The following is a 25,417-nucleotide window of genomic DNA, read 5'->3' as shown; positions in this document are numbered from 1 at the left end:
GTCCGTTGCTGCATCGGTTCTGTTTTTCAAGTTCGGACTACGGCGACTTCGGTTGATTAACGCATCACACCGCCTTGTTCAGCCAACTCCCGATAACGATAGAAAGTATCGCGCGATACGCCCATGACTTTACAGGCTTTCGAAACATTACCAAGTTCTTCGGCCAGATTCAGTAAACCCGCTTTGTGTTTGATGACAGGATTGTTAGTATGCAACATGAGAGTTACCTCTAGTGTTTTGTATAAGGATTCGACACCCATATCAAAACCGGTAACTCTCACTCTTTCAAGCTGATATGTCAGATCTGGTCGCGACTAATGCACGTCATCTGTTGACGATACGCCGTCGAAAACCTCCCACAGATAACACGTTGAGAACCATTGATAGTTCTTCACTTTTTCGGCGGTAATTTCTACCCAGTCATAGGAATGTCCACGCCATCTGACAAAATTTTTACCATTCTCATGTTTAAGACAAATACACCGTATATAAGCCCCTGTGGGTTTGTGATTTTTCATTGTAGGTGGAGGTGGCGGCGGATTACTATTAACCACTACCAGCGTAATGTTTTTGTAATAATTTAACTGAGTCAGGGTTCTTTCATCAAATAGTAAATTGTTGTCCCATGTTGAACGATATTTCACATCTACCAGTATTTTATTCGTCTGGTCCACATTCATGATGACAAAATCGGGGAGACGTCTCATTGCGTCTGGAAAACCGAGAGTGTTATATAAATCCTGCGGGAGGCAGGATACTTCTCTTATAACTTTTTCAATACCCGTATCAATAACCCGATAACCATGATGTTCCAGAATCGCTTTCACGATCCCCTCTGACATCTCTTTTTTTATTCTGTCTAGGAAATGCATGATGATATCCTTATACTATATGATAAAATCTGATGCTAAAAATACCATGCATGAATAAGGCTGACCACCTATTTTGTAAATGGGGTGGTAAGGCATTAGCAGGTTTCATGTAAAATAAATACAGTTATGCTGATGATGCGCATTAGACTGCGAGTGATGAAAGCTATTCCTGCTTTTCCTTATGAGATCAGATAATACAATCTCAGCACGATTTAAAGGAATACTTGATTGATACTATTATATAAATAGATACTAAAATAGTTTTTGAAGGTCTGGGAGAGCAATCAGATCTGGGTTTTATTATGTTTGATAAACATGATGTCTTGATGCAAGGCTGGTTTTTCTATAAGTTGGTTTCTGCTGTTTTTTTATGTGGTTTGTTGAGTTTTTTTATATTTTTTAGGTTCCCCCCGCTGTGTCGAATGTTTTAATTTGCTTTAAATTACATGTTATTAATGAAAAATAATCATGATACTGATCTATTAAAGGACGGTGCTAGTAAAATAAATGTGTTTATTTAATAGCACCATGTTGAATGTTAGTAAGCAATACCTATGTGAACTCGATGTTTTTTGGGATTTTCTATTTCATCCAGAATAGCACGAGCATAATCTATGCCACTAATAGCTGACTTTCCGTTTTCGTCGAAAAGAGCAACATCATCACCAACACGATAGTACCCGAGATCTTCTCCCGGAGTCCATGAGGAAAATTCAAGCGCTGGAGAAACAAACAGCCAATCTACACCCGTTGAATCTTTCAGTAGATTATTTAGAACATCCATATTTTCCTTCGCTTCCACAATAATTTCTTCAGGCGTCCCTTCTGGAAATCCCCCTGCCTCAATCATTCGTGGCTCACCAAGAGCTGGCCTCAAGCATGAGAAACCTCCTACTAGTATAAGTCGAGCATCATTCACAGCTGCTTTAATTGCTAAATTTTCATAGGTTTTAGCGAGAGTGCCAACATTACTACCTCTTGGTGATAGTGCCCCAACAACAACATCAAAACCATTCACCATGATTTCGTTATCTGCAGTGCTGGATATGATGTATTCCACCCCATCTATGGGTTCTTTTGGCTCAGAGCGACTTATTGAGGTAACCAGATGCTGACGCTTAACAGCTTCACGTACAATAGCTGAACCCGCGTAACCTGTACCTCCAATAACAATTATCTTTTTAGCTTTAGTCATGATTGAAACCTTTTTTATATATTAATAAATTTGTGATGCCTGTCATCTAATTTCGATATGTCGTTAAACTTACCGTTGTGATTTAGTATGATTTATTAATCACTACCATAACAAACGAGGGTTTGCCGTCGTATCAATAGATTTATATATAACTGCTCTACAGTGCATTTGTATAGTGCCTTTTCCTCATGTGATAATGTAAAAGCACATAATGCAAAACTGGACGTATTCCATTTAAGAAAAAAAGCGTTATACTAAAATTGTCTCTTTTTAATGTGATGAATATCATGGCAAGTAAAGAAAATACTACAATAAGTACTTATCTTTGGAAGGTTATTTTTATTGCTGTGATTGGGTCGTTTATTTCACTTCTCAATGCAACTATTGTAAATGTCTCTTTGTCAGAGTTATCAAGCCACTTTTCTAAAAAAATTTCTATAGTTCAATGGGTTTCTACTGGCTATATGATGGCAGTAACACTTGTTATACCATTGAGTGGATGGTTGGTCGGGAAATTTGGCATTAAGAAATTATACATTTATTGCTTTTTGGGTTATGCACTAACCTCTTTTTTTTGCGGCATATCATGGTCTATTGGTTCACTTATCATATTCAGAATCCTTCAGGGATTATTCGGTGGGTTAATGGCACCTTTATCTCAGATGATGCTGGCTGTAAATTCAGGTAGGAATTTAGCAAAGGTTTCAGGCTATGCTGCAGCCACAATAGTTCTAGCACCACTTTTAGGTCCCCTAATAGCAAGTGTTATACTTAGTTACGGTGATTGGCATTGGTTATTTTTTCTGAACATACCCATCAGTTTGATTGGAATGGTTATGGCATTCTTGTCATTAAATGATGATCATCGTGACTATAAGGTTAAAGTATTTGATGTATATGGATTTGTATTTATAACTTTTGGTGTTTCGTTATTGTTGCTAGGAATAAATTATTTCCCAGTAATAAGTGGGAAAATCGCTTTTTTATCAGGACTTGCTCTTCTTTTTGTTTTCATTTTTTGGTCAAAAATAAATAATGAAAATGCATTGCTTGATGTATTTTTGTTTAAAAATAAAACCTTCACTATTAGTTCCTTTGTCCAGTTTTTCTTGAATGGAATTATTTACTCCTGTCAAATTATGGTGCCGCTTTTTTTAATTAACATTATGGGAGAAAGTCCAGAACATTTGGGGCTAATGCTTGCACCATTAGGCGTTGGCATGATCCTTTCATTTGTTTTTGTCGCAAAAATAATAAATTTATTAGGAATGAGGAATACTGCTTTTTATGGGGCATGTATTTCTTGTTTGGGAACTGTGTTATTCTCTCTCGAAACTTCATTTTTTGCATTTCACTATAGTATTTCTGTTGCATTAGCTCTTCTGGTTACTGGTGTAGGCCAAGGATTGATTGGTGTGCCATCTACGACATTAGCTTACTTCACAATATCTAAGGATAAACTACCTTCGGCAGCAACTTCTTTAAACATATTACAGCGCTTAGGTGGTCCGGTATTTAGTGCTTTCTGCATACAGTTTTTAAGCACTCAAGAGGCTAGATTATCTAATGGTTTGGCTTATTTTTACACATTGACAATCGTTTCAGTGTTATCAGCGGTATGTGCACTGGCAACATTATTGTTTCCTAAAGATAATCGATAGACACACCAATCCCCTTGAGATTACATCTTACTATCCAGAAAACCAGCCTATTATTACAGCATCAGGGGACGCTGTTCATTAAGTTCGGGCACAGGTCTTTTCGTGTGGCTTATTTGAAAGCTACATCTTCCTGACCGATACCCGATTCAATTAAGACGCTACCATGTAGTGCTCAAAAGTGCTGTTCGTACTGATCAGTATCCTTTTGTATTCTGCGAAAACTCAAACGGTCTAACCATCCCGTTGCTGTTAGCATCCAGAAAATCAGCCCACCATTGCAGCATCAGGCGGCGTTGCTCAAGGTGTTTGGCCTTATGAGTATAGGCAGCGCGAACGTTGTTCTTTTCCATATGGCTCATTTGAAGCTCAACCACATCTTCCGGCCAGATACCTGATTCGATTAATGCACTACACGCCAGCGTTCGGAAACCATGACCGCACAGATCGGTTTTTGTGTCATAGCCCATTTTACGCAGCGCCTTGTTAATGGTGTTTTCACTCATTGGCTTCATCGCATCATAACAGCCCGTCAGGATAAAACCTTCATCACCATTCACATCATAGGTGAGGTCTTTTAGTTCTTCTAAAATTGCCAGTGCTTGATCGCATAGAGGAACATAATGCTTTCTGCGCATTTTGGCACCACGGCCTGAATGCTTGATCCCTTCAATGGCTTCACGCTGTTCAGGGATAACCCATAAAGCACTTTTGAAATCGATCTCTGACCATCGGGCAAAGCGGAGTTCACTGGAGCGGACAAAAATCAGCAGATTGAGTTTAATCGCCAATTGGGTCAGTCTGCTACGGCCTTTATAAGATTCAATACGCTCCAGTAGGGTAGGTATCTCTTCCAGTTCAATAGCGGGGCGGTGTTCGGTCTGGGGCTTCTGAACCGCGCCTTCCAAATCATAGGCCGGATTGAAACGGATCATCTTTTGCTGGACGGCATAACGCATGATGGCGGTGGCGTACTGCTTTACCCGCATAGCAATTTCCAGATAACCCAGCTTCTCTATCTTTTTGATGGGAACCAGCAGATCGCCCGTATCCAGTTCAGAAATGTCCTTGTTACCGATGTCAGGGAATAGGTAGGTTTCGAGTCTTGTCCAGACCGAACGCTGATAATCTTCCGACCATGTGGTTTTGGTAGCAAACCAGCTTTTAGCAACGGTCTTGAAAGCGCGAGTATTGTTACGCTTCTCTTGAATGGTTTTGTTGTCAGCCTGCTTTTTAGCGCTGGGGTCAATGCCAGCGGCTAACAGCTTTTTTGCTTCATCCCGGCGTTGTCTGGCATCAGCCAGTGAAACAGCAGGATAGACGCCAATGGAAAACACCTTCTGTTTTCCTTCAAATCGATAACCCAACTGCCAGTATTTTGAACCGTTGGGATGCACCAGCAAGTAGAGGCCGAACCCGTCAGTAAGCTTTACCGCCTTTTCAGACGACTTGGCATTTTTTACTTTAGTATCAGTAAGTGACATGACGGCTCCCTCCGATTGCTGGTAAAAACGAAATCGAACCAGCTTTACCAGTATTTTTACCAGCAAAAGGGTATGGCTTCGAGTGTTTTTTGGTGAACGAGGGCGAACCTAAAGAAGGGGATAACCAATTGATAAAAAGCAAAAAAGCAGACGCCAGTGAACGTCTGCTTTCTTTAAATTGGCTCCTCTGACTGGACTCGAACCAGTGACATACGGATTAACAGTCCGCCGTTCTACCGACTGAACTACAGAGGAATTGCTGGAACGGGGCGCATATTATCGGTCGTGTCATGGGCTGTCAACGGTAAAATCGCTTCCGCCATCCAATCGACCAGCCTGTGAACAATTTGCCGTTATTGTCATCACTCCGGCTGCGCAGCTGACGATGGGTGCTGCGTTTGCCAACGCTGCAACCGCGCCAGCGGCGATTGGCGGTAAAAACGGCAAAAATGTTGATAAACCTGCGGAAAACGTTCGGTCAACAGGTCGGGTGCGCTGAAAAAGTATTCGGAAAGTACGGCGAAACACTCTGCGGGATCGGTCGCTGCATAGGGATCCATGCTGGCGGCGTCTTCGCCCACCAGTTCGATTTCTTCGCGCAATGCATCCATCGCCGCATGCAGGTGTTGCTCCCAAAGCGCAACCTCGCGTAGCGGCATGGCCGGTACGCCGGAAACGTGGCCATTGCCCCGGAGATCGAGTTTGTGGGCGACTTCATGGATAACGAGATTAAAGCCGGAGAGATCAAACGAGTCCTGAATCTCCTGCCAGTTGAGGATCACCGGGCCCTGATCCCAGCTTTGCCCTGATTGTATACTGGTGCCGCTGTGAATCAGCCCATTGTCATCCATCCATTCGCCCTCGACCTCAAAAGGTGCTGGATGGATCAATACGTCGTAAAAACCATCGAGCCATTCGATGCCCAGTTCCATCACTGGCAATGAAAACAGCAGAGCAATGCGTTTGGCCATTAACTCATCAAGTACCAATCCTTGCAGAGGTACCAGTCGTTTCTGACGTAAAAATTGTTTTGCCACCATGACAATACGCTGGTGTTCTGACTCCTCCAGCGGGGCCATTAACGGAATGGACAGCGCTTGCCGCCACTCGGATACTTCATTCATCGTCGATATTGGGTTTTTCCACTGCCACTTCATCATGGTGTTGCTCGCTAAGTCATCACTTGAATTCAAAGGCGCCGGTTAGTCCTGTTAAAATGCCATAAAAGCGTGCATTATAAGCACCGTTTTTACGGAGAGATGCCGGAGCGGCTGAACGGGACGGTCTCGAAAACCGTTGTGGGGGCAACCCCACCGAGGGTTCGAATCCCTCTCTCTCCGCCACATTTCTCATCTGCTCGTTCTCCTGAAATCTCGCTTTACTGTCTCTCACATCAAAACAGATAAAAACTTGCCGGTTATGCCAGTAAACATCGGGTATGTCTTTGCATAGCGCCGCATATTTACATTTTTGCTTCTCAGATGGCATAAACGCACATCGTCAGTCATGATCGCCGGATAACATCATGCGTCATCACCGGTGATAACCGAACATGCCGGTAAAATTCCGTTTTCCCTGTTGTGTGGTATCAGGAACATACGCCCTGTAATGAGGGTGGCTGAGATTATTTTTATGATGATTTGTGAAATTCGGCAGGGTGTTAATGAATAAATCCGCGCTGTAATTAATGGTTTAAAGGCTATTTTTTTGCATCTTCATTATAAGGTGATTGATATGTTCGAAGACGATATTTATCCATTGTTAAGACAGTTGGCCGACGGTCGTGTATATGCGTATGTCGCTCCTTGTTCCGTATATCATTTGCCGCTTGAGATGCGCCGTTTTTTGATTTTCTCTCTTCAGCAGGAAACCACTTACGATACATTACAGCAGGTTAAGAATAACCGGGTGGTTGTCAGCGTTGATTGCTATGCCCATACAGTTCCCAGCGCCAGAGCACTGCGAGAGCAGGTTGAGGTAGCGCTATCATCATTAAGTCCCTTCAAACATGTTCAGTACAATGAGTTTGATATCGAATACGAATTATTCTGTATGACGCTGGAATGTCATGTTGGCCTCTGAACGTATTTATCGACGCGGTCGTTATCGTTATTTCATTATTTGTTTTCACATTAGTCTTAATACATGTTTGAGGCGTTTTTATGTGGCAGGGAATAGGGTGAGTGTCCGTTTTTTACGGCAATAAAATTATTCTGGGAATAAGATCGGAATGCAAAAGAATAATGTTCTATCGAAGGCGATGCGATTTATTTTCGATGCCGGCGATTATCGGGCTGGTGGCAATATGAAAAAGGGCCGGGAAACCGGCCCTTTGGCTGTCTATCATCTGGCGCATTGGGTTGCGGCAATAGCCGCGAAAAGGCGTGTCCAGACGATCGCAGGGATTAACCGCGCAGACGTGCGGTGACTTCAGCAACGCGAGCACCATACAGACGTGCCGTTTCCACATCGCCCGCCGGGATAGCATCGGCGCCGGCATCGGAAGGCGACTGAATTAATGCGCCGACGGAACCGCCCAGGTTGTTGACGTCATTGCGTGTCGCAGCCTGAGTATTAGACGGCGGCAGACCCAGACTGACCCAAATACCGCCATGCTGCGACGCCAGAGTTTGCAGATAAATCAGCGTAACTTGCTTATCGCCATTCAGGCTGGCGCTGTTGGCAAAGCCGCCGAAGACTTTGTCCTGCCAACCGCGGGTGAACCAGATTTTAGAAGTGGCGTCGGCGAACTTCTTAAATTGCCAGGGAACGGAACCCATATAGGTCGGTGCGCCGAAGATGATACCGTCGGCATCGTTGAGCGTTTGCCAATCGGCATCGGTAATATCACCGTTGTTATCGATGGAGACCAGCGATGCTTTGGCGCTTTCCGCGACCTGCTCTGCGATATATTGGGTGTGGCCGTAGCCGGAGAAGTAGACAACCGCAATCTTGCTCATGTGTTTTCCTTATGAATTTTCGATAGAAAACGGAACTTCGCTCTGCTCCAGCAAGAAGTTCCGACAGCACAGTGAACGGAATGGTATCGTTAAAATTCTTATTAAACAATAAGTTACTTTATAGTGATCTGGTTACTTCGGGGTAACTGCTGGCAACGCTGTGCTTATTTGAAGACGCGGAAGCGTTGCTCATCCGGGATAAAGGTTTTCTCTCCGGCGGATTGGGCGATGGCGCCGAAGGGTAACTGGGCCCGCAGTTTCCAGCTTTCAGGCAACTGCCAGGCGTGACGAATATCGTCGTCGATCAACGGATTATAGTGTTGCAGTGAAGCGCCTATCCCGGCCTGTGCCAATGCAGTCCAGACGGCGAACTGCGCAATGCCGGTGGAGTGTTCGGACCAGATGGGGAAATTGTCGGCATAAGCGGCAAACTTTTCCTGCAGGGATTTTACGACTTCAGTATCTTCATAAAACAGAGCGGTACCGGCGCCGGCGGCGAATGTCGCCAGTTTTTTCTCGGTGGCGTCAAAAGCCTCAGCTGGAACAATTTTCTGCAATTGATATTTGACGATATCCCATACTTTCTGGTGTTGTTCGCCAAACAGAATAACCACGCGAGAGCTTTGCGAGTTAAAGGCTGACGGGCTCAATTTGACGGCATCGGTAATCATTTGAGTCACTTGATCTTCTGAAACGGGTAGCGTGCTGCTGAGGGCATAAATAGAACGACGGGCCTTAATCGCCTGAAGGAATGCATTATTCATGGTGAAATCCTCTGATTAGATGACAGAACGACTCCTCATACTCTGGCACCGATCCCCTGAGGCTTCAACGCCTCTTTACGCTGTGTTGGTGCAAAAAAAGCATAAACATACCGGCACATATCCTGAATATGCGGAAATCAGACGTGCAGTTGCGGGTGAACACCCGGCGACGGTGAGGCCAACGCCGGATATACGCGATGGTCAAAATAGCGGGACGGGGCGCCCTTCATCGTTAACGGTGACGAAATTAAATTGGCCGGAAATCACCTGGGTTCGACCTTCCGCATACATGTGCTCCAGATAAACGGCGACATCGACCGTCAGGCTGGTACGTCCAATGCGGCTAACCTTGCCGATCAGTTCGACGATGGTGCCGGAAGGAATCGGCGTATTGAAATTAATCTTCTCGGTGGAAACCGTAACCAGCGGTTTGTGACAAAAACGTGTCGCGGTGATAAAGGAGATTTCGTCCATCCAGGCCAACGCAGTGCCGCCGAACAGAGTGGCATGATGGTTAATATTGGTGGGAAATACCACCTTAGCGACGCGGGTAATGGAGTTCTGAATACGTTCTTCGAGGGTGATGTCTTCTGCCATGATAGACGGCCTGTTGGGAAGTCAGGCCGCCATCTTACACCAATAAAATTCCGGTATGGTGACTATTCGGTCGCGCCGCAAACCGAGCAGCCGGGGTGGCGAGGTAGCCGAATCTCCCGGAATTGCAGCGTCATTGCGTCGAACAACAGCAATTTCCCCACCAGCGGCTGACCATAATGCGTCAGCACTTTAATGGCCTCCAGCGCTTGCAACGAACCAATCACGCCGACCAGCGGCGCCATGACGCCAGCCTCTACGCAGGTCAGCGCCGAGTCGCCGAACAAACGGCTCAGGCAGTGGTAACAGGGCTCATCCTGTTGATAGGTAAATACGCTGATCTGGCCTTCCATCCGAATGGCTGCGCCGGAGATCAGCGCTGTCTTTGCGGCATAGCACCCGCGGTTGAGTTGATCCCGGGCGGTAACGTTATCGGTGCAATCCACCACCACATCGTGTCTGACGATCAGCGCCTGTAGCGCAGCGTCATCCAGTACGCCGTTAATCGGTTCCAGCACGACATGAGGGTTGATGTCCTGCAGGGTAGCGGCGGCGGAAGCCACCTTTGTCATGCCGATCCTGTCATCGCGATGCAGTACCTGACGTTGCAGGTTGGAAAGCGACACGGTATCAAAATCGAGCAGGGTCAGGTGGCCGGTTCCCGCGGCGGCCAAATACTGCGATGCTGCGCAGCCTAATCCCCCGAGGCCGACAATCAACACACGCGAGGATTTCAGTTTTTCCTGCGCATCGAAATCGAAACCGCGTAGCACAATCTGCCGGTTATAGCGCAGGGCTTCGGCGTCTGTCAGTTCGGGTAGCATCATGGATGACTCAACAGCAGGTTGAAGGGTTCTATCTCCACCCACTCGCCGGCGGCGACCGGCCCGCGTTCGGCCTCCAGCACAATAAAACAGTTGCCCAGACTAAAAGAACTGAAAATATGGGAACCCTGATGCCCGGTGGTTCTGACTTCCAGATCGCCGTCGGCGTTACGGCTAACAATCCCGCGTTGGAAATCGAGCCGACCAGGCGATTTTTTCAGCGGCGTCGCCGTTTTCACCCGGATGCGCGGCGGCAGGCGCCAATGCGTGTCGCCGGCGAGGCTCGACAGTAACGGTTGCACCAATTGGTAGAATGTCACCACGGCGGAAACCGGATTGCCCGGCAGGCCGCAGAACCAGGCATTCTGCAGTTTGCCGAAAGCGAACGGTTTTCCGGGTTTGATCGCCAGTTTCCAGAAATGAATATCGCCCAGTTCATCCAGCATCTGTTTGGTGTAATCCGCTTCGCCGACGGAAACGCCGCCGGTGCTGATGACGACGTCGGCGACAGCGGCGGCATCCTTAAACGCCTGACGCAGCGCGGTAGGGTCATCGCGCACGATCCCCAAATCCACCACCTCGTAACCCAACTGCGACAACATCAAGCGGATGGCGAAACGGTTAGTGTCGTAAATTTGCCCGTCCTGCAACGGTTCGCCGACCACCTGCAGTTCATCACCGGTGGAAAACAGCGCCACACGCAGGCGTCGTATCACTGCCAACTGCGCCAGCCCCAGCGACGCCAGCAACGGCAGTTCGGCGCTGCCGAGACGAACACCGGCTGGAAACACCTGCGCGCCTTGTTGAATGTCCTCGCCGAGGCGACGGATATTTTGGCCCGGCTTCACCTCGTGGGTAATGCGGATATGACCGTTACTGTCTGCGGCGGTGTGTTCTTGCATCACGACAGCATCCGCTCCCGGTGGGATCGGCGCGCCGGTCATGATGCGGATACAGGTACCGACAGGCCACTCGCCGGCAAAGGGAATACCGGCAAACGCCTTCCCGGCGACAGGCATCGGTTCGCCGCGCCAATCGCTGTGGCGAATAGCGTAGCCGTCCATCGCCGAATTATCGAAGGGGGGAACATTCACCGGGGACGTGACCGGCACGGCGGTAATACGGCCTGCCGCTTGTGAAAGCGCCACCGTTTCAGCCGCAGTAAGAGGGGAAACCTGCGCCTGCATTTTTTGCAGCGCCTGTTCCAGAGAAAGTAAGCCTGAAGTATCCATAACCGCTCCGTGATGTGATTCGGCTATACCTGTCATACGCAAGTCGCCGGTGTGTCGGCGGCATGATTCGGCTCATCGGTGGGGCTGGCGCGTGCGGCTGAGGCATTGCATCGTTCAACACACAGGCGTGCGGCCCGGCCGCTCGAATGATTAAGGGTATGTACGGCATAGCACAATCGAATATGCCTGTAATGGTGTCGCATTATGGCAGAAATCGCCCCTGGGGAGAACGCGACAGGAGATATCTGTGAGGGGAGTCGGCGCGGGTGAATAAAAAAAGCGCGGACGTTGCCGCGCTTCAAGAACCGAACAATCGTGATTAGAACGAGGTGCGTTTGTACTGGCGATACTGCGGGTGCCAGAAGTTATGGGCAATCCCCTTGTGCAGCGCGTCTTCGGAGGTCAGTTCCGCCACGCCGGCCAATTGCGCCGCTTTGCCGACTTCCAGCGCGATGCGTTTGGAGACATCGTGGATCGTGCCGAGATCCGGCAGCAGAGCGCCTTCGCCATCCGCCGCCAGCGGAGAGCAGTCGGCCAGCGCGCGGCTGGCGGCCATCAGCATGCTGTCGGTAATGCGCTTAGCGCCCGATGCCAGCACACCCAGACCGATACCCGGGAAAATGTAGGAGTTGTTGCACTGTGCGATCGGGTACACGCGGTCTTTGTATTTCACCGGGGGGAAGGGGCTGCCGCTGGCGACCAGCGCGGCGCCGTCGGTCCAGCGGATAACGTCTTCCGGACGCGCTTCGACGCGAGAGGTCGGGTTGGACAGCGGCATCACGATCGGACGCGGGCAGTTACGGTGCATTTCACGGATGATCTCTTCCGTAAACAGACCCGGCTGGCCGGATACGCCGATCAGAATGGTCGGTTTGGCGTTGCGAATCACATCCATCAGTGAAATAGCGTCGCTGTTCACGTCCCATTTGCTGAGTTTTTCGCTCTTCTGTACCAGTTGGCTCTGGAAATCGAGCAGGTTCGGCAGCTTGTCGGTCAGCAGCCCAAAACGATCCACCATGAATACGCGGGCGCGGGCTTCTTCATCGCTCAGTCCTTCGGACTTCATCTGGGCGATGATCTGTTCGGCGATGCCGCAACCGGCGGAGCCGGCGCCCAGGAAGGTAACGGTCTGGTCGCGCAGTTGGCTGCCGGCGGCGCGGCTGGCGGCGATCAAACTCCCCAGCGCCACGGCGGCGGTTCCCTGAATATCATCGTTGAAGCTGCAAATGTCGTCGCGATAGCGCTTCAGCAACGGCATGGCGTTGCTCTGGGCGAAATCTTCGAACTGCAACAGAACGTTCGGCCAACGGCGTTTAACCGCTTGGATGAAATCATCGACGAACTCGTCGTATTCCTCGCCGGTGATACGCGGATGATGCCAACCCATGTAAAGCGGGTCGTTCAGTCGCTGCGGGTTGTTGGTACCGACATCCAGCACCACCGGCAGCGTATAGGCCGGGCTGATCCCGCCGCACGCGGTGTACAGGGACAACTTACCGATAGGAATGCCCATACCGCCGATACCCTGGTCGCCCAGGCCAAGGATACGTTCGCCGTCAGTCACCACAATGACTTTTACATTCTGTTTAGTGGCGTTCTGCAGCATGTCGTCGATGTGTTCGCGGTTCGGGTAGGAAATGAACAGACCACGCGCACGGCGGTAGATATCAGAAAAGTTTTCGCACGCGGCGCCGACTGTCGGCGTGTAGATGATGGGCATCATCTCGCTCAGGTGGTTGGCCAGCAGGCGGTAAAACAGGGTTTCGTTGGTGTCCTGGATATTGCGCAGATAGACATGTTTTTCCATGTCGTTCTTAAATGACTCATATTGACGCCAGGCGCGTTCTGCCTGCTCTTCAATGGTCTCTACTGCTTTGGGCAACAGGCCATGAAGGTTGAAGTGGTCGCGTTCTTCGTCACTGAAGGCGCTGCCTTTGTTCAGCAGGGGGAATTCGAGCAAAATGGGACCGGCGTAAGGGATATAGAGTGGACGTTTACTTTCGTATTCCAATTCCATGATTTTTTAACTCTTTTAGGTAGCGGAAACCTGTTGGCGAACCAACGCCGTGTATCGGTAGCGCGGATCTTAAAGTACCCAGCTGATATGTACAGGAAATGTTAATTAAAATAATTACACATGACTTGCATATAACGAAAATGTGGAAGGAGTCACAAATACTGCCCATTTCCGGCGGTTTAGCGGCAGGTTGACGGATGAACAACGGCGATCGCCACCTTGTGGCGTCGTTATCTCGGGCGATGGTCGTCGGCCTCTCCTGCTTGCGCACGGCGCAGGGTGAACACGGCGGTAGGTCTGGCCAAATGGCCGATTGGCAGGCGTCAACCCGAGGTGTTGACCGCGGGCTGACGGGAAAGGCGACGTTACTCCGCCAGAACATGGCGGGTGTCCTGACACCCCAACATAGCAAGCAGTGATTGCGTGGCGCTCCACTGACTGATGGCGGCGCGGCGTGGTTCCACCAGCACGGCCCGTTGTATTGCGTCATGGGATTCGCCGGACAAATTCATCAGATTGAGTGCGGACTGCAATGGCGGCAGGCTGGGATTAAACGCTGCGTTTTCTGCGTAACGCCCGGTATAGATACCGCGCTCGCCCTGTAAGGCCACGCCGCTGAACGCCTGGCTATAAGGGGCGTGGCTGCGATTGGCGGCATCGAGCGCAGCAGCGGTCAGCGCATCGGATTCCGGCAGCGTCATGCCACGATCTACGTTATCCATCAGCAGGGTGCTGATGTTCAGATCGCGTGGGCCGAACGCATCGGGCAAATAATGGCCAAGGCGGGCCGGCGAACGGCCTGGAAGGCAAATGTTCAGCGTCGATGCGCTGTTGAGTTCGTTCATGAACTGACGGCAATGCCCGCACGGCGTGTAGTTGACGGTGACGCTCCGTAACGCGGTTTCATTCCTCAGCCAGGCGTGGGCTACCGCGCTTTGTTCGGCGTGCACGGTTTGTTGCAACGGCGCGCCGGAGAACTCCATATTGGCGCCCCAGTACAATGCGCCGCTGTCCCCGAGCGCCACAGCGCCGACCTTGAAGGCGGAAATTGGCGTCAACGCACACGCCGCCGCCAAAGGGAGCAGCGCGAACGCCAGCGCATCAACGGTGATCCGGCACTGGCCGCAGAGATGGTTGACTTCGGCTGCGGTCAGCATGGCGGAAAAATCATCCCGCGCCAGCATCGGCGCCAATGCAGACTGTAACGGTGCAGACAGATGGGTGAATGCGCTCTGGAAACGTGCTTGCATGAGAACCCTCTTGGATGGTGACGACTGTGATACGAATGGTAGAAAGCGATCACGCTGTTATGTGTGATTTTTATCACTTTTTAAATGAAATGAGTGAAATGCAGAGAAGAAATGTGTGAGGCATTCCAGTTTTGTGCATCCATTCGTCGCCCCTCGCACCTGTATTCCAACCGGCATCTGGCGTGCGGCATCGATAATTCGGCGAACGCCATCGATAAGGCGTGTGGAAACGCCGCTTGCGGGGGCGCTCCACGGCGGAGCATCAACCGAATAGCCGCATCAGCACCGGGAACAGGAAGGGGGCAATCAACGATGTCATGATGCCGCAGATAACCAACGCCAGAGAACTGAACGCGCCTTCCTGGTAATCCACTTCGACACACCGCGAAGTACCGAGGGCGTGCGACGCGGTGCCCATCGCCAGGCCGCGCGCGGCGGCGGTGCGAATATTCACCCGATTAAACAGCGTATGGCCCAGTACGGCGCCGAGAATACCGACGAAAACCACGCAGACTGCGCTGATGGCGGGAATGCCGCCGATGGTGCTGGCGACGGCCATGGCGATCGGCGTGGTGACGGATTTGGGCAGCACCGACGCGGCGATTTCGCGGGTGGCGCCCAACCACAGTGCAATGGCCGTACCAGACACGATCGCCGCTACGCTACCGATAAAACATACGCTGATAATCGATTTCCAGCGGGCATGGATCTGGTGCAACTGTTCGTACAGTGGAAACGCCAACGCCACCACCGCCGGTTGCAGCAGGCTGTTGAGCACACTGCTGCCGGCGAAATAGTGCGCGTAGGGAATGTGCAGCATCAGCAGGATGGCGATGATCACCAGCATGGACATCAGCAGCGGATTGAACAACGGCATTTTCAGTGTCATGGCGAGCCGGCGCGCGGCGAAAAACACCACCAGCGTCAACGGCAGCGACCACCCGATATTATTCAGCATGGTTGCTTCCTCCCGGTTTGGCGGATGTGTCAGGAATACGGCGATCGCGTTGCATCATCTGGGTCGTATGGCCGACCACAAGCATGACGATGATGGTGCTGAACAAGCAGGACACCACAATCGGGCCGAACTGACTGAGTAGCAGATCGTAGTAGTTCATCACGCCCACGCCGATGGGGACGAACAGCAGCGCCATATAGCGGATAAACAGATTGCAGCCGGGTTTGACCCAACGGGCCGGCAGGATCTGCGAGGCCAACAGAGCGAACAGTATCAACATGCCGATAATGCTGCCGGGGATGGTAATGGGCAGCAGCGCGGATACCGCGTTGCCGGCAAAAAGACAGAGAGAGATCAGCGCGAAAGCGCGCAAATACTGCCAGCAAAGGATGAATGCATTACCCATAGGACGGAAACTCCTGATTGAGCGAAGGGGAAGTATGATAACGCTACTCCTGTAGGTGTGCTACGCATCACAAAATACTTTCAGCGGATTCATGCAGGCGTCCAGTGCGTACTGGCGTGCGAACGGTGCGCATGGGTTCGGCTCGGTAGGGCCAAGCACGTTCGGGCGGTATTTTCTGGGTCTGCCGTTGTCTGCCGGTTATCGGGAGGCACGGCTAAGCGGGGCCTCGTGCGGAGACCCCGGGGGAAGCCGTTACGGAAACCGCATCAGCGCGGCAGCCCGAACCCGAACGGGAACAAGGGGGCGGCACTGTCGTGGGGAAGATCCGAACGCTGTTTCAGCACCGCCTGCATGGAGGATGGCAGCTCGAATGGCAACCTGGCGGTATAGTCCGCAGAAGACGACAACCGCTGTAGCAATACCGCGTCGCTAACACCGAAATTGGCGACCAGCGCCTGGGTCTTGTTCACCACATTCGCCAGGACGGCGGGCCGCTCCAGATACAGGGTGACGACGGTAGGCACGCGGGCGCTGGCGCGCACGATAGCCTGATAGTCGGGATTATCCGCGCTGAAGGCTAGCGAACCTTCGTGGTGTCGGCTGCCGAAAAAGTAGTTTTTATGCGGCTGCTCGTAGGGCGTGCGGGTGCGGATCAGCGCGATGTCGGCCTCTTCCAGCCGCGTGGCCGGTATGAAGCCGGCATTTTTCACCGCCGCCGGGTCGATGCCGTAGACCCACAACCGGCTCCCCGGACGCAGCGGCAGCAACTGTTTGTTCTGCAATAGCACCAGTGCCTGCGCCTGGGCATTATTAGCCAGTTGCTGCGATTGCGGATTGCCGACCACGTTTCCCGCCTGTTCTGCCTTAACGAACGGCCGTTCGAACAGCCCGGTCTGGAATTTCTGTTGCAGGATCCGGGTGACGGACGCATCCAGCCGGGATTCCCGCAAACGGCCTTCCCGCACCGCTTTGACCAACATGGCTGAATCCGTGACGCCGCCGAATTGATCGATGCCGGCGTTGACCGCTTTGATAAAGCGTTCATAGGACGTCAGATGCTCCACGCCCCAGGGCATGCCGCGCGGCACCGGTTTTTCGCCCGGCCCGACGCCGGTGACGCAATCACCCTTGCAATCATTGGTAATCAGCCAGTCGCTGAGGATCACACCGTCAAAACCGTATTGGTCGCGCAGCAGGTCGGTAAGCAGAAACTTATTGAAACCGGCGCCGACCGGTTCGATAGGCACGCCGCGCCAGGTGGCGCCGCGCAGGATGGAGTAGGTGGGCATGATGCCTGCGGCGTGGGCGGCGAAGGCGCCGGTAAACGGCTCGATGTGGGATTGCAACCCATCTTTACCGTAACGGGCGTATTTGCCGTAGGCGTTGTGGCTGTCCCAGCCGTCTTGCGCCGCGCCATAGCCGACCCAATGTTTGACCACCGCAATGACGCTGCCATCGTTAAGGCCGCCGGTGCCGTTTTGCATGCCGGCGACGTAGCCGTGCACCATTTTTTTCGTCAGGGCCGGGTCTTCGCCGAAGGTACCGTCAATGCGCGGCCAGCGCGGCTCCGTGGCGAGATCCGCCTGCGGCGACAGCGCTTCGGTAATCCCGACGGCGCGGTATTCCTGCCGGACGATATCGGCGAAACGTCTCACCAGCGTCTCATCGCCGATGGCGGCGAGCCCGAGTGTTTCCGGCCATTTGCTGAATTTACCCGCGGCGCTGCTGGCGCCGGCCAGCGACTGAAAGGCATTGCGCGGGTCGCTGCTGATGGTGATGGGGATCCCCAGCCGGGTGGCTTCCGCCAACTGCTGTAATGCGTTGTTTTCGTCCGCCATCTGCGCCGGGTTGTCGCCGGAAAGGCGGGTGATAAAGCTGTTGATGTGGAGATCGGCGATCAGCGCGCGGGCGCTCTGCCGGTCATAATGCGCGCCGGCGCCGATGACGCTCCCGGCGGTCGGCGCCGAACCGTGCATCATCACGCCGGCTTTTTCCGCCAGCGTCATGCGGGATACCAGATCGGCGGTACGCACCGCCGCCGGCAGACGCCAGTCTTCATACGGGTTGAGTTTGCCATCCCGGTTGAGATCCCTGAACTGCAAGCCATCAACACTGATCAGTCTGATATCGCGGGTCTCCAATACCGCCTGTTGGACGGCGGATGCCAGCGGGGAAAACAGCAAAGGCAGCGCGGCGCTTAGCGCCAACACCGTTGGGGGTACGACATATCGTGGGTAAGCGTGTCATTGTTATCGTTCTCATGGTCAGAGGAAGACGTCCGCCGGATGAGAAGGCGGCGCCGGCAACAGCAACCGGTTACATCGCTGGGGCGAACCACGCAGGAAGGCGTAAATTGCGGGGTGCAGGCCAGGCCGCGCTCTCTTCGGGGGTAGTGACAAGCTAGTTGAGCGGCCGGGCGGAATTCAAGCCTGCCATCCCAAATTCGCAAGCGGGTTCAAGGAATAAACGGCAGTGATGGCGTGGCCGAGGCGCTCGGTGCTGGGCACCCGGCGTTAGCGCAGTCGTGAGGTATCTCGGCGAACGGTCTGGGAGGGGAGCACACGCGCCGTTTGACACTGCCGACGCGCTTGCCCCGGCGTTAGACCCGCGATGCGTTTGAACCAGTGCCCGAAAGCATCTCCGCACGAAAAACCCAGATGAAGGGCGAGTGCATCGTTGTTGTACCCGGCATGTAGCTGACGCCAGGCTTCGGATAGCAACAGACGATCGTGCCATGCGCCGAATGACAAACCGGTCTGGCGCATAAACAGCCTGGACAAGGTGCGCGCGGTTGCTCCTGCGTGTTTTCCCCAGCTATCCAGATTATGCCGCAGCGATGGCGTGGCGATCAGCGCGTCGGTGATTTTCTTCAACCGCGGGTCGTCAGGTAACGGCAACGACAACGGGCTGGATGGGCTGTCCGCGATTTCTTCAAAAAGCAACTGCAATAACCGCTCGCGTCGCGTATCGGGCAGTGCGGAATTGGGCGCCGCAAGCCGTTCGCACAGGCCGATAATCAAACATGACGCATTCATCAACTTAAGCGGGCAGGTTATCGCCTGACATTGCTCAGGCGTGGCATACACCACCAGAAGTTCGACCTGGTGGGCGGTTTCTCCCCAGTGCACCGTCTCCGGCGGGATCCAGATGGCCATCCCGGCCTTCAACAGCCAGCTGCTTTGCGACGAAAACCCCTGTAACAGGCCCTGCCGTACCAAGACGAATTGCCCTTGCGGGTGTCGATGAGGCGGATTCTCGTGCGCCGATAGCGTATCGATCGTTCTTTCCGTCAGCCCGGTGCGTGGGGCGCCGTATAGCGGATGGCTCATGGTTCAGTTCCTGTAGCGCGAATGCCGTCGCGGGATGCTGGCATAAAATACCCCGGAATAATACCCAGTAACATCAACCCGGCCAGCAGCAGGAAGCACAGGGTGAAGCTGTATGCGGCGGACGTTTGTTGCTGTACGGCGGCCAGCAGATTGATACCCGCCGCCGACCCCAGATTGCGTAGGAACTGGATCATGGAGGTCCAACTGCCAAGCCGATTGGCCGGAGCGGCATTCTGGGCGAAAACCAGCGTTACGGTGGCGACCAGACCAGTCCCGAGACCAATAAGAAACAGGGCCGGGATAACAGCGAATAGATTCCCCGCAGATAAAGTCGCTGCCAGCATGAGCGCGCCGGTCATCAGCAATACCATCCCGGCGATAGCCAACTTTCGATAACCCTGGGTGGTGAGCAGACGGCCGCACACGATCGCGCCGCATACCCAGCTCATCGCGGCCACCATAATCAACAACCCGCCCGAAATGGGGGTGACGGCATGGCGTGCCAGCGCCATCGGCAACAGGGTGACGGTGGCATAAATAGCGGCGCTGGACAGGATCACCAGCACAATGACGGCAAGAAGATCGGCCCGTTGAAAGAAATCCACCGGAAGAGGGCTACGTTGAGGGGTACGCTGTAATTGCCGTTTCATGAGTATCCCGCCCACGCACAGGCAGGCCAGCGGCAGCACTTGCGTATGACTGTGGTTTAGCGCTTGCAACACGCCAATCACCCCATATGAAAACACGGCCAGTACCAAGTGTGCGCCGGCATCGATGGGGTGACGCTGGAGAGGCCGGGCGGGTGCGTTAAGCGTGAGGAGTAACCCGAGGGCGAACAGGCCGATGGGAAGGTTAATCCAGAATACGCTGCGCCAGCCGAACGTTTGCGTCAGCACCCCGCCGATCAACGGGCCGCTAATCGCGGCAATGCCCCAGACGGCGCTGAGCATCCCTTGCATTTTTCCGCGTTGTTCGGCGCTAAACAGCTGTGCCAGCAAGGTATAGACCAATACGACCAGACCACCCGCGCCGGCGCCTTGCAGGATGCGAGCGCCGATCAGCCCGTCGAGGTTGGGGCAACGCGTCGCCCATGCGGATGCGGACAAAAACAGCAACAGAAAACCTTTCAGGGTGGCGGTAATGCCAAACCGATCCGCATAGGCGCCGGCCAGCGGTGCAACCAGCGCCATGGGCAGAAGGAAACCGGACATCACCCAGGGCCAATTGCCGCAGGCGCCGATATCCAGCCGGATGGCCGGGAGGGCGGTACTGATAATGGTACTGTCCATCGCAGCCAGAAACAGCACCAATACGCTGGCGACAAGCGTTCGTCGGGCAGGGGAAAAAATAACGGCGGGCATAGCTGGAACTCCATAATCGGTGACAAGATACCGACTATGCTAAATCGCCGGGTAGCGGGACTGAATGCTCGAAAAAGACATGTTCCGTATCAAAACGGACAACATCATAAGAACAGATCCTGATGTTTGGCGGTCACGGCATCGCGGATAGCGCCCGTCAGTTGTTGCAAGGCTTGCGGCGCGATCACAAACGGCGGCATCAGGTAAATCAGCCGGCCAAAAGGGCGGATCCACACGCCGCGTTCGACAAAGAAGCGCTGGAGTTGCGCCATATTGACCGGACGATGCGTTTCCACCACGCCGATCGCCCCCAGCACCCGCACATCGGCCACCGTGTCGACCTCCGCCAGCGGCAGCAGCGCCTGTCGCAGTTGGGTTTCAATTGCGGCGACCTGTGCCTGCCAGCGGTTGTCCGCCAGCAGCGACAGGCTGGCGTTGGCGGCGGCACAGGCCAGCGGATTGCCCATAAACGTGGGGCCGTGCATAAAGCAACCCGCCTCGCCGTTGCTGACCGTCTCGGCGACGGCGCGGGTCGTCAGCGTCGCGGATAGCGTCAGATAGCCGCCGGTCAGGGCTTTGCCGAGGCAGAGAATATCCGGCGTGATACCGGCGTGCTCACAGGCGAATAACCGGCCGGTGCGGCCAAACCCGGTGGCGATTTCATCGGCGATCAGCAGGACGCCGTAGTGATCGCACAGGCGGCGCGCCTGTTGCAGATACGCAGGATGGTAGAAACGCATGCCGCCCGCGCCCTGCACGATCGGCTCCAGGATGACGGCGGCGATATCGCTGCTGTGCTGCGCCAACAGGGTGCGCAACGGTTGGATATCTTGCGGATCCCAGTCAGCGTCGAAGCGGCAGGCAGGCGCATCGGCAAACAGATGGGCGGGAAGATAGCCCTGATACAGGCGGTGCATCGAATTGTCCGGGTCGCACACCGACATGGCGCCGAAGGTGTCGCCGTGATAACCGTGACGCAGGGTCAGAAAACGCTGACGCCGTTCCCCTCTGGCCTGCCAATATTGCAGCGCCATTTTCATCGCCACTTCCACCGCGACGGAGCCGGAATCCGCCAGGAATACGCACTCCAGCGCTGCGGGCGTTATGGCGACCAACCGACGGCACAGCGCCACCGCCGACGGATGAGTGATGCCGCCGAACATGACGTGGGACATGCGGCCGAGCTGGTCGCGCATCGCCTGATTAATCACCGGATGGTTGTAGCCGTGGATGGCCGCCCACCAGGACGACATACCGTCCACCAGCCGACGGCCATCTGCCAGCGCCAGTTGACAGTCCTTAGCGGCGACCACCGGGTAACAGGGCAGCGGCTGGGTCATGGAGGTATAGGGGTGCCAAATATGGCGCTGGTCGAAGCTCAGATCATCCGAATTCATACGCTTGTAAACTAAATTGACTGTTATTTGGTTGACAGCATACCCGCACAAATTACACTGGCAACACTTTTTCACCCGGAGTTGCCATGATGACCGAACGAAAACACTGGACGCTGGAGCAAGCGCAAGCCCTGTTTGATAAGCCCTTTTTGGCGCTGATGTTTGAAGCGCAGCAGGTGCACCGTCAACATTTCGATCCGCAGCTGGTGCAAGTGAGCACGCTGCTTTCCATCAAAACCGGCGCCTGCCCGGAAGACTGTAAATACTGTCCGCAGAGCGCCCGTTACCGTACCGGTATTGAAAACGAACGCCTGATGCAGGTGGAGCAGGTACTGGATTCCGCACGTCAGGCGAAAGAGGCGGGTTCGACCCGTTTCTGTATGGGGGCGGCGTGGAAAAATCCGCACGCGCGGGATATGCCCTATCTGGAGGCGATGGTGCGCGGCGTGAAGGCGATGGGGATGGAAACCTGCATGACGCTGGGGACGCTGCACGGCGATCAGGCTGAGCGGCTGGCGGCGGCCGGGCTCGATTTCTACAACCACAATCTGGATACCTCGCCGGAGTTCTACGGCAACATCATCACCACCCGCACCTATCAGGAACGCCTGGATACGCTGGACAAAGTGCGCGATGCCGGCATCAAGGTGTGTTCCGGCGGTATCGTCGGGCTGGGCGAGACGGTGCGCGATCGCGCCGGCTTGCTGGTGCAGCTGGCTAACCTCCCCAAACCGCCGGAGAGCGTGCCGATCAACATGCTGGTCAAGGTGAAGGGAACGCCGCTGGAGAATAACGAAGAGGTGGATGCGTTCGACTTTATCCGTACCATCGCCGTCGCGCGCATCATGATGCCGACCTCGTATGTGCGTTTGTCCGCCGGTCGCGAGCAAATGAGCGAACAGACGCAGGCGATGTGCTTTATGGCCGGCGCCAACTCGATTTTTTACGGCTGCAAATTGCTGACGACGCCTAATCCACATGAAGACAAGGATCGGCTGTTGTTCCGCAAACTGGGGCTCAACCCGCAGCAGACCGGCACCGAATACGGCGACAACCAACAGCGGCAGCAACTGGCGGAAACGCTACTGCACGCCGATACCGATTTGTACTACAACGCGGCGGTGTGAATGAGCTGGCAGCAACGTATCGATCGGGCGCTGGCCCAGCGCCGGGCGGAGGATGCCTACCGCGTCCGGTTGCCGAACCGGGGCGGCGGCGGTCGCTGGCTGGAGCATCAGGGGCGGCGCTACCTCAATTTTTCCAGCAATGACTATCTGGGCTTGAGTCGCCATCCGGCGGTGATCCGCGCCTGGCAGCAAGGGGCGGAGCGTTACGGCGTCGGCAGCGGCGGCTCAGGGCATGTGACCGGTTATACGCAGGCGCATCAGCAGTTGGAACACCGGCTGGCGGAGTGGCTCGGTTATGAGCAGGCGTTGCTGATGATTTCCGGCTTCGCCGCCAATCAGGCGGTGGTGGCGGCGCTGGCAAGTGAGGGGGATCGCATTCTGGCGGATCGCCTCAGCCATGCATCCTTGCTGGAGGCCGCCACCCTGTCGCCGGCTACGCTGCGACGTTTTCAGCACAATCAGCCGCCATCGCTGGCGCAATTGCTGGAGAAACCGACCGACGGGCAAACGCTGGTGGTGACGGAGGGGATCTTCAGCATGGACGGCGACAGCGCGCCGCTGGCGGCATTGCACCGCCTCAGCCGTGCGCACGGGGCCTGGCTGATGGTGGACGACGCCCACGGCGTCGGGATCGTCGGCGACGAAGGGCGCGGTAGCAGTTGGCAGCAACAAGTGAAGCCGGAGTTGCTGATCGTCACGTTCGGCAAAGCATTCGGCGTCGGCGGCGCTGCGGTGCTGTGCAGCCAGTCGGTGGCCGAATACCTGATCCAGTTTGCGCGTCATCTGATTTACAGCACGTCGATGCCGCCGGCGCAGGCTTGCGCGCTTGATGCCGCGCTGGCGGTGGTGCGCAGCGGCGACGATCGGCGGGCGCAGCTGTTGGATAATGTGCAGCGTTTCCGCCGCGGCGCGGCGAGTCTGCCGTTTCGCCTGCTGGATGCGCCCGGCGCGATTCAACCGCTGGTGGTGGGCGACAATGCTCACACGGTGGCGCTGGCGCAGCGGTTGCGCGACGCCGGGCTGTGGGTGAGCGCGATGCGGCCGCCTACCGTGCCGCCGGGTACGGCGCGATTGCGCATTACCTTGACCGCCGACCAGCAACCGGAAGATATCGCGCGTTTGCTGGAGGTGCTGCATGACGCTGGTTGATGCGGAGCACAAACAGGCGATCGCCCGCGCATTCGGCCGGGCTGCCGTGGGTTACGATCGTTTTGCCGACGTGCAACGAGCCAGCGGCGAGCGGTTGATGACGCTGGTGGGGATGCGCGACGGCGACGACGTACTGGACGCCGGTTGCGGCACCGGGGTACTTCGGCCGTTGCTGGCAGTCGCTGGGTAAACGAGTCACCGCGCTGGATTTGTCGGCGGAGATGTTAGCGCAGGCGGCGCGGCGGCAGAGCGCAACACGCTATGTGTTGGCGGATATCGAGTGTTTACCGCTGCCGTCTTGCTGCATGGATATCAGTTTCAGCAATATGGCGCTGCAGTGGTGTGACGATTTTGCCGGCGCGCTGGCGGAACTGTATCGCGTCACTCGCCCCGGCGGGGTTATCGCGTTTTGCACGCTGGTGGACGGGACGCTGGCGGAGCTGGACGCCGCCTGGCGGCAGGTGGATGGTTCCCGTCGGATACGGCAATTTTTGTCGTTGGCGGATATCGTCGACGTGTGTCGTGGTTATCACGCCGAGGTGCGCTGCGAGCCGACGACGTGCTATTTCCCGGATGTGCTGAGTCTGATGCGTTCGGTGAAGGGCGTCGGCGCCACCTGGCGGCCGCAGGGTACCTGAGCCGTACCCGGCTGACGGCGCTGGCGGCGAACTATTCCCGTCATGAACAGGGCTTTCCGCTGACCTATCAACGTTGTTTCGGCGTTATTCATCGTGACTGAATATTGGTTTGTGACCGGTACTGATACCGACGCGGGCAAAACCGTCGCCAGCGTGGCGTTACTGCAGGCGGCGCGCCGCGCCGGTTATCGCACGGCGGGCT

Annotated in this window: 23 protein-coding genes, 2 tRNA genes and 2 pseudogenes; 8 read left to right on the top strand and 19 right to left on the bottom strand. The window is 54.4% G+C overall.

What is annotated here, in order from left to right; genetic code table 11:
• The 3 genes and pseudogenes from DPA2511_RS23935 to DPA2511_RS12665 form a co-directional block, all read right to left on the bottom strand.
• Positions 1–218, bottom strand: a pseudogene (locus DPA2511_RS23935) (helix-turn-helix domain-containing protein); the annotation flags it as partial.
• A gap of 96 nt (positions 219–314) precedes the next feature.
• Positions 315–872, bottom strand: a complete 558-nt coding sequence (locus tag DPA2511_RS21725; protein WP_015854151.1) for a hypothetical protein — start codon at positions 870–872, stop codon at positions 315–317.
• Between the two features lie 538 nt (positions 873–1,410).
• Complete coding sequence (locus DPA2511_RS12665) at positions 1,411–2,067, bottom strand: NAD(P)-dependent oxidoreductase (RefSeq protein ID WP_015854150.1); 657 nt, start codon at positions 2,065–2,067, stop codon at positions 1,411–1,413.
• Between the two features lie 287 nt (positions 2,068–2,354).
• On the opposite strand from DPA2511_RS12665, the gene DPA2511_RS22860 reads away from it, so the two are divergent.
• Positions 2,355–3,728 carry a DHA2 family efflux MFS transporter permease subunit gene (locus DPA2511_RS22860; RefSeq protein ID WP_153247105.1) on the top strand — a complete coding sequence of 458 codons (1,374 nt, stop codon included), beginning with the start codon at positions 2,355–2,357 and terminating at the stop codon, positions 3,726–3,728.
• A 194-nt stretch (positions 3,729–3,922) separates the two neighbouring features.
• Here the strand turns inward: DPA2511_RS22860 and DPA2511_RS12655 are convergent, their stop codons facing one another.
• The 3 genes from DPA2511_RS12655 to mtfA form a co-directional block, all read right to left on the bottom strand.
• Positions 3,923–5,209, bottom strand: a complete 1,287-nt coding sequence (locus tag DPA2511_RS12655) for a tyrosine-type recombinase/integrase (protein ID WP_015854148.1) — start codon at positions 5,207–5,209, stop codon at positions 3,923–3,925.
• Positions 5,210–5,388: 179 nt separating this feature from the next.
• A tRNA-Asn gene (locus DPA2511_RS12650) sits at positions 5,389–5,464 on the bottom strand.
• A 107-nt stretch (positions 5,465–5,571) separates the two neighbouring features.
• On the bottom strand, positions 5,572–6,369 hold the full coding sequence (gene mtfA / locus DPA2511_RS12645) for a DgsA anti-repressor MtfA (RefSeq protein WP_015854147.1): 798 nt from the start codon (positions 6,367–6,369) through the stop codon (positions 5,572–5,574).
• 93 nt (positions 6,370–6,462) lie between these two features.
• Here mtfA and DPA2511_RS12640 point away from each other — a divergent pair.
• The 3 genes from DPA2511_RS12640 to DPA2511_RS23500 all read left to right on the top strand — a co-directional run bounded on the left by DPA2511_RS12640 (position 6,463) and on the right by DPA2511_RS23500 (position 7,637).
• A tRNA-Ser gene (locus DPA2511_RS12640) sits at positions 6,463–6,552 on the top strand.
• Positions 6,553–6,943: 391 nt separating this feature from the next.
• Entirely contained in the window at positions 6,944–7,291 is a 348-nt protein-coding gene (locus DPA2511_RS12635; RefSeq protein WP_015854146.1) for a hypothetical protein, read from the top strand.
• Positions 7,292–7,439: 148 nt separating this feature from the next.
• A complete protein-coding gene (locus tag DPA2511_RS23500; protein ID WP_153247104.1) occupies positions 7,440–7,637 on the top strand; it encodes a hypothetical protein in 198 nt (65 codons plus the stop codon).
• Here the strand turns inward: DPA2511_RS23500 and DPA2511_RS12630 are convergent.
• From DPA2511_RS12630 to bioA, 13 genes are all read right to left on the bottom strand, one after another.
• On the bottom strand, positions 7,615–8,169 hold the full coding sequence (locus DPA2511_RS12630; protein WP_015854145.1) for a flavodoxin family protein: 555 nt from the start codon (positions 8,167–8,169) through the stop codon (positions 7,615–7,617). The two genes, DPA2511_RS23500 and DPA2511_RS12630, sit on opposite strands and share 23 nt — an antisense overlap.
• A gap of 164 nt (positions 8,170–8,333) precedes the next feature.
• Positions 8,334–8,933 (bottom strand): nitroreductase family protein, encoded by a 600-nt coding sequence (locus DPA2511_RS12625; protein WP_015854144.1) that lies wholly within the window; start codon positions 8,931–8,933, stop codon positions 8,334–8,336.
• 201 nt (positions 8,934–9,134) lie between these two features.
• Entirely contained in the window at positions 9,135–9,530 is a 396-nt protein-coding gene (locus DPA2511_RS12620; RefSeq protein WP_015854143.1) for an acyl-CoA thioesterase, read from the bottom strand.
• A gap of 62 nt (positions 9,531–9,592) precedes the next feature.
• Positions 9,593–10,351, bottom strand: a complete 759-nt coding sequence (gene moeB, locus DPA2511_RS12615) for a molybdopterin-synthase adenylyltransferase MoeB (protein ID WP_023638365.1) — start codon at positions 10,349–10,351, stop codon at positions 9,593–9,595.
• Entirely contained in the window at positions 10,351–11,583 is a 1,233-nt protein-coding gene (moeA, locus tag DPA2511_RS12610) for a molybdopterin molybdotransferase MoeA (protein WP_015854141.1), read from the bottom strand. The genes moeB and moeA overlap by 1 nt, the downstream gene beginning before the upstream one ends.
• A 319-nt stretch (positions 11,584–11,902) precedes the next feature.
• Positions 11,903–13,600: an NAD-dependent malic enzyme gene (locus DPA2511_RS12605; RefSeq protein ID WP_015854140.1), complete on the bottom strand. Its 1,698-nt coding sequence runs from the start codon at positions 13,598–13,600 to the stop codon at positions 11,903–11,905.
• Positions 13,601–13,965: 365 nt separating this feature from the next.
• Positions 13,966–14,850, bottom strand: a complete 885-nt coding sequence (gene cdd / locus DPA2511_RS12600; protein ID WP_015854138.1) for a cytidine deaminase — start codon at positions 14,848–14,850, stop codon at positions 13,966–13,968.
• Positions 14,851–15,112: 262 nt separating this feature from the next.
• Positions 15,113–15,808 (bottom strand): CidB/LrgB family autolysis modulator, encoded by a 696-nt coding sequence (locus DPA2511_RS12595; RefSeq protein WP_015854137.1) that lies wholly within the window; start codon positions 15,806–15,808, stop codon positions 15,113–15,115.
• Complete coding sequence (locus DPA2511_RS12590) at positions 15,798–16,214, bottom strand: CidA/LrgA family protein (protein ID WP_015854136.1); 417 nt, start codon at positions 16,212–16,214, stop codon at positions 15,798–15,800. Before DPA2511_RS12590 ends, DPA2511_RS12595 begins: the two co-directional genes overlap by 11 nt.
• A gap of 266 nt (positions 16,215–16,480) precedes the next feature.
• Positions 16,481–18,424: a glycoside hydrolase family 3 protein gene (locus DPA2511_RS12585; RefSeq protein WP_023638364.1), complete on the bottom strand. Its 1,944-nt coding sequence runs from the start codon at positions 18,422–18,424 to the stop codon at positions 16,481–16,483.
• Positions 18,425–18,727: 303 nt separating this feature from the next.
• Positions 18,728–19,543 (bottom strand): AraC family transcriptional regulator, encoded by an 816-nt coding sequence (locus tag DPA2511_RS12580; protein WP_015854134.1) that lies wholly within the window; start codon positions 19,541–19,543, stop codon positions 18,728–18,730.
• Positions 19,540–20,904 (bottom strand): MFS transporter, encoded by a 1,365-nt coding sequence (locus tag DPA2511_RS21720; protein ID WP_015854133.1) that lies wholly within the window; start codon positions 20,902–20,904, stop codon positions 19,540–19,542. The genes DPA2511_RS12580 and DPA2511_RS21720 overlap by 4 nt, the downstream gene beginning before the upstream one ends.
• Positions 20,905–21,008: 104 nt before the next feature.
• The gene (gene bioA, locus DPA2511_RS12570) at positions 21,009–22,301 is read right to left on the bottom strand and encodes an adenosylmethionine--8-amino-7-oxononanoate transaminase (protein ID WP_015854132.1); all 1,293 of its coding nucleotides are present in this window, start codon (positions 22,299–22,301) and stop codon (positions 21,009–21,011) included.
• Between the two features lie 89 nt (positions 22,302–22,390).
• Here bioA and bioB point away from each other — a divergent pair, with 89 nt between their 5' ends.
• The 4 genes and pseudogenes from bioB to DPA2511_RS23495 all read left to right on the top strand — a co-directional run.
• The gene (gene bioB, locus DPA2511_RS12565; protein WP_023638363.1) at positions 22,391–23,428 is read left to right on the top strand and encodes a biotin synthase BioB; all 1,038 of its coding nucleotides are present in this window, start codon (positions 22,391–22,393) and stop codon (positions 23,426–23,428) included.
• Positions 23,429–24,577 carry an 8-amino-7-oxononanoate synthase gene (gene bioF, locus DPA2511_RS12560; protein WP_015854130.1) on the top strand — a complete coding sequence of 383 codons (1,149 nt, stop codon included), beginning with the start codon at positions 23,429–23,431 and terminating at the stop codon, positions 24,575–24,577.
• A pseudogene (bioC, locus tag DPA2511_RS21715) lies at positions 24,564–25,316 on the top strand (malonyl-ACP O-methyltransferase BioC). The gene bioF and the pseudogene bioC overlap by 14 nt, the downstream one beginning before the upstream one ends.
• On the top strand, positions 25,309–25,417 hold a 109-nt coding region (locus DPA2511_RS23495; protein WP_404821628.1), incomplete at its 3' end, for an AAA family ATPase. The pseudogene bioC and the gene DPA2511_RS23495, both read left to right, overlap by 8 nt.

The organism is Musicola paradisiaca NCPPB 2511, from assembly GCF_000400505.1.
In the GTDB taxonomy this organism is placed as follows: Bacteria; Pseudomonadota; Gammaproteobacteria; order Enterobacterales; family Enterobacteriaceae; genus Musicola; species Musicola paradisiaca.
This window is presented reverse-complemented; position numbering and strand designations above follow the sequence as displayed.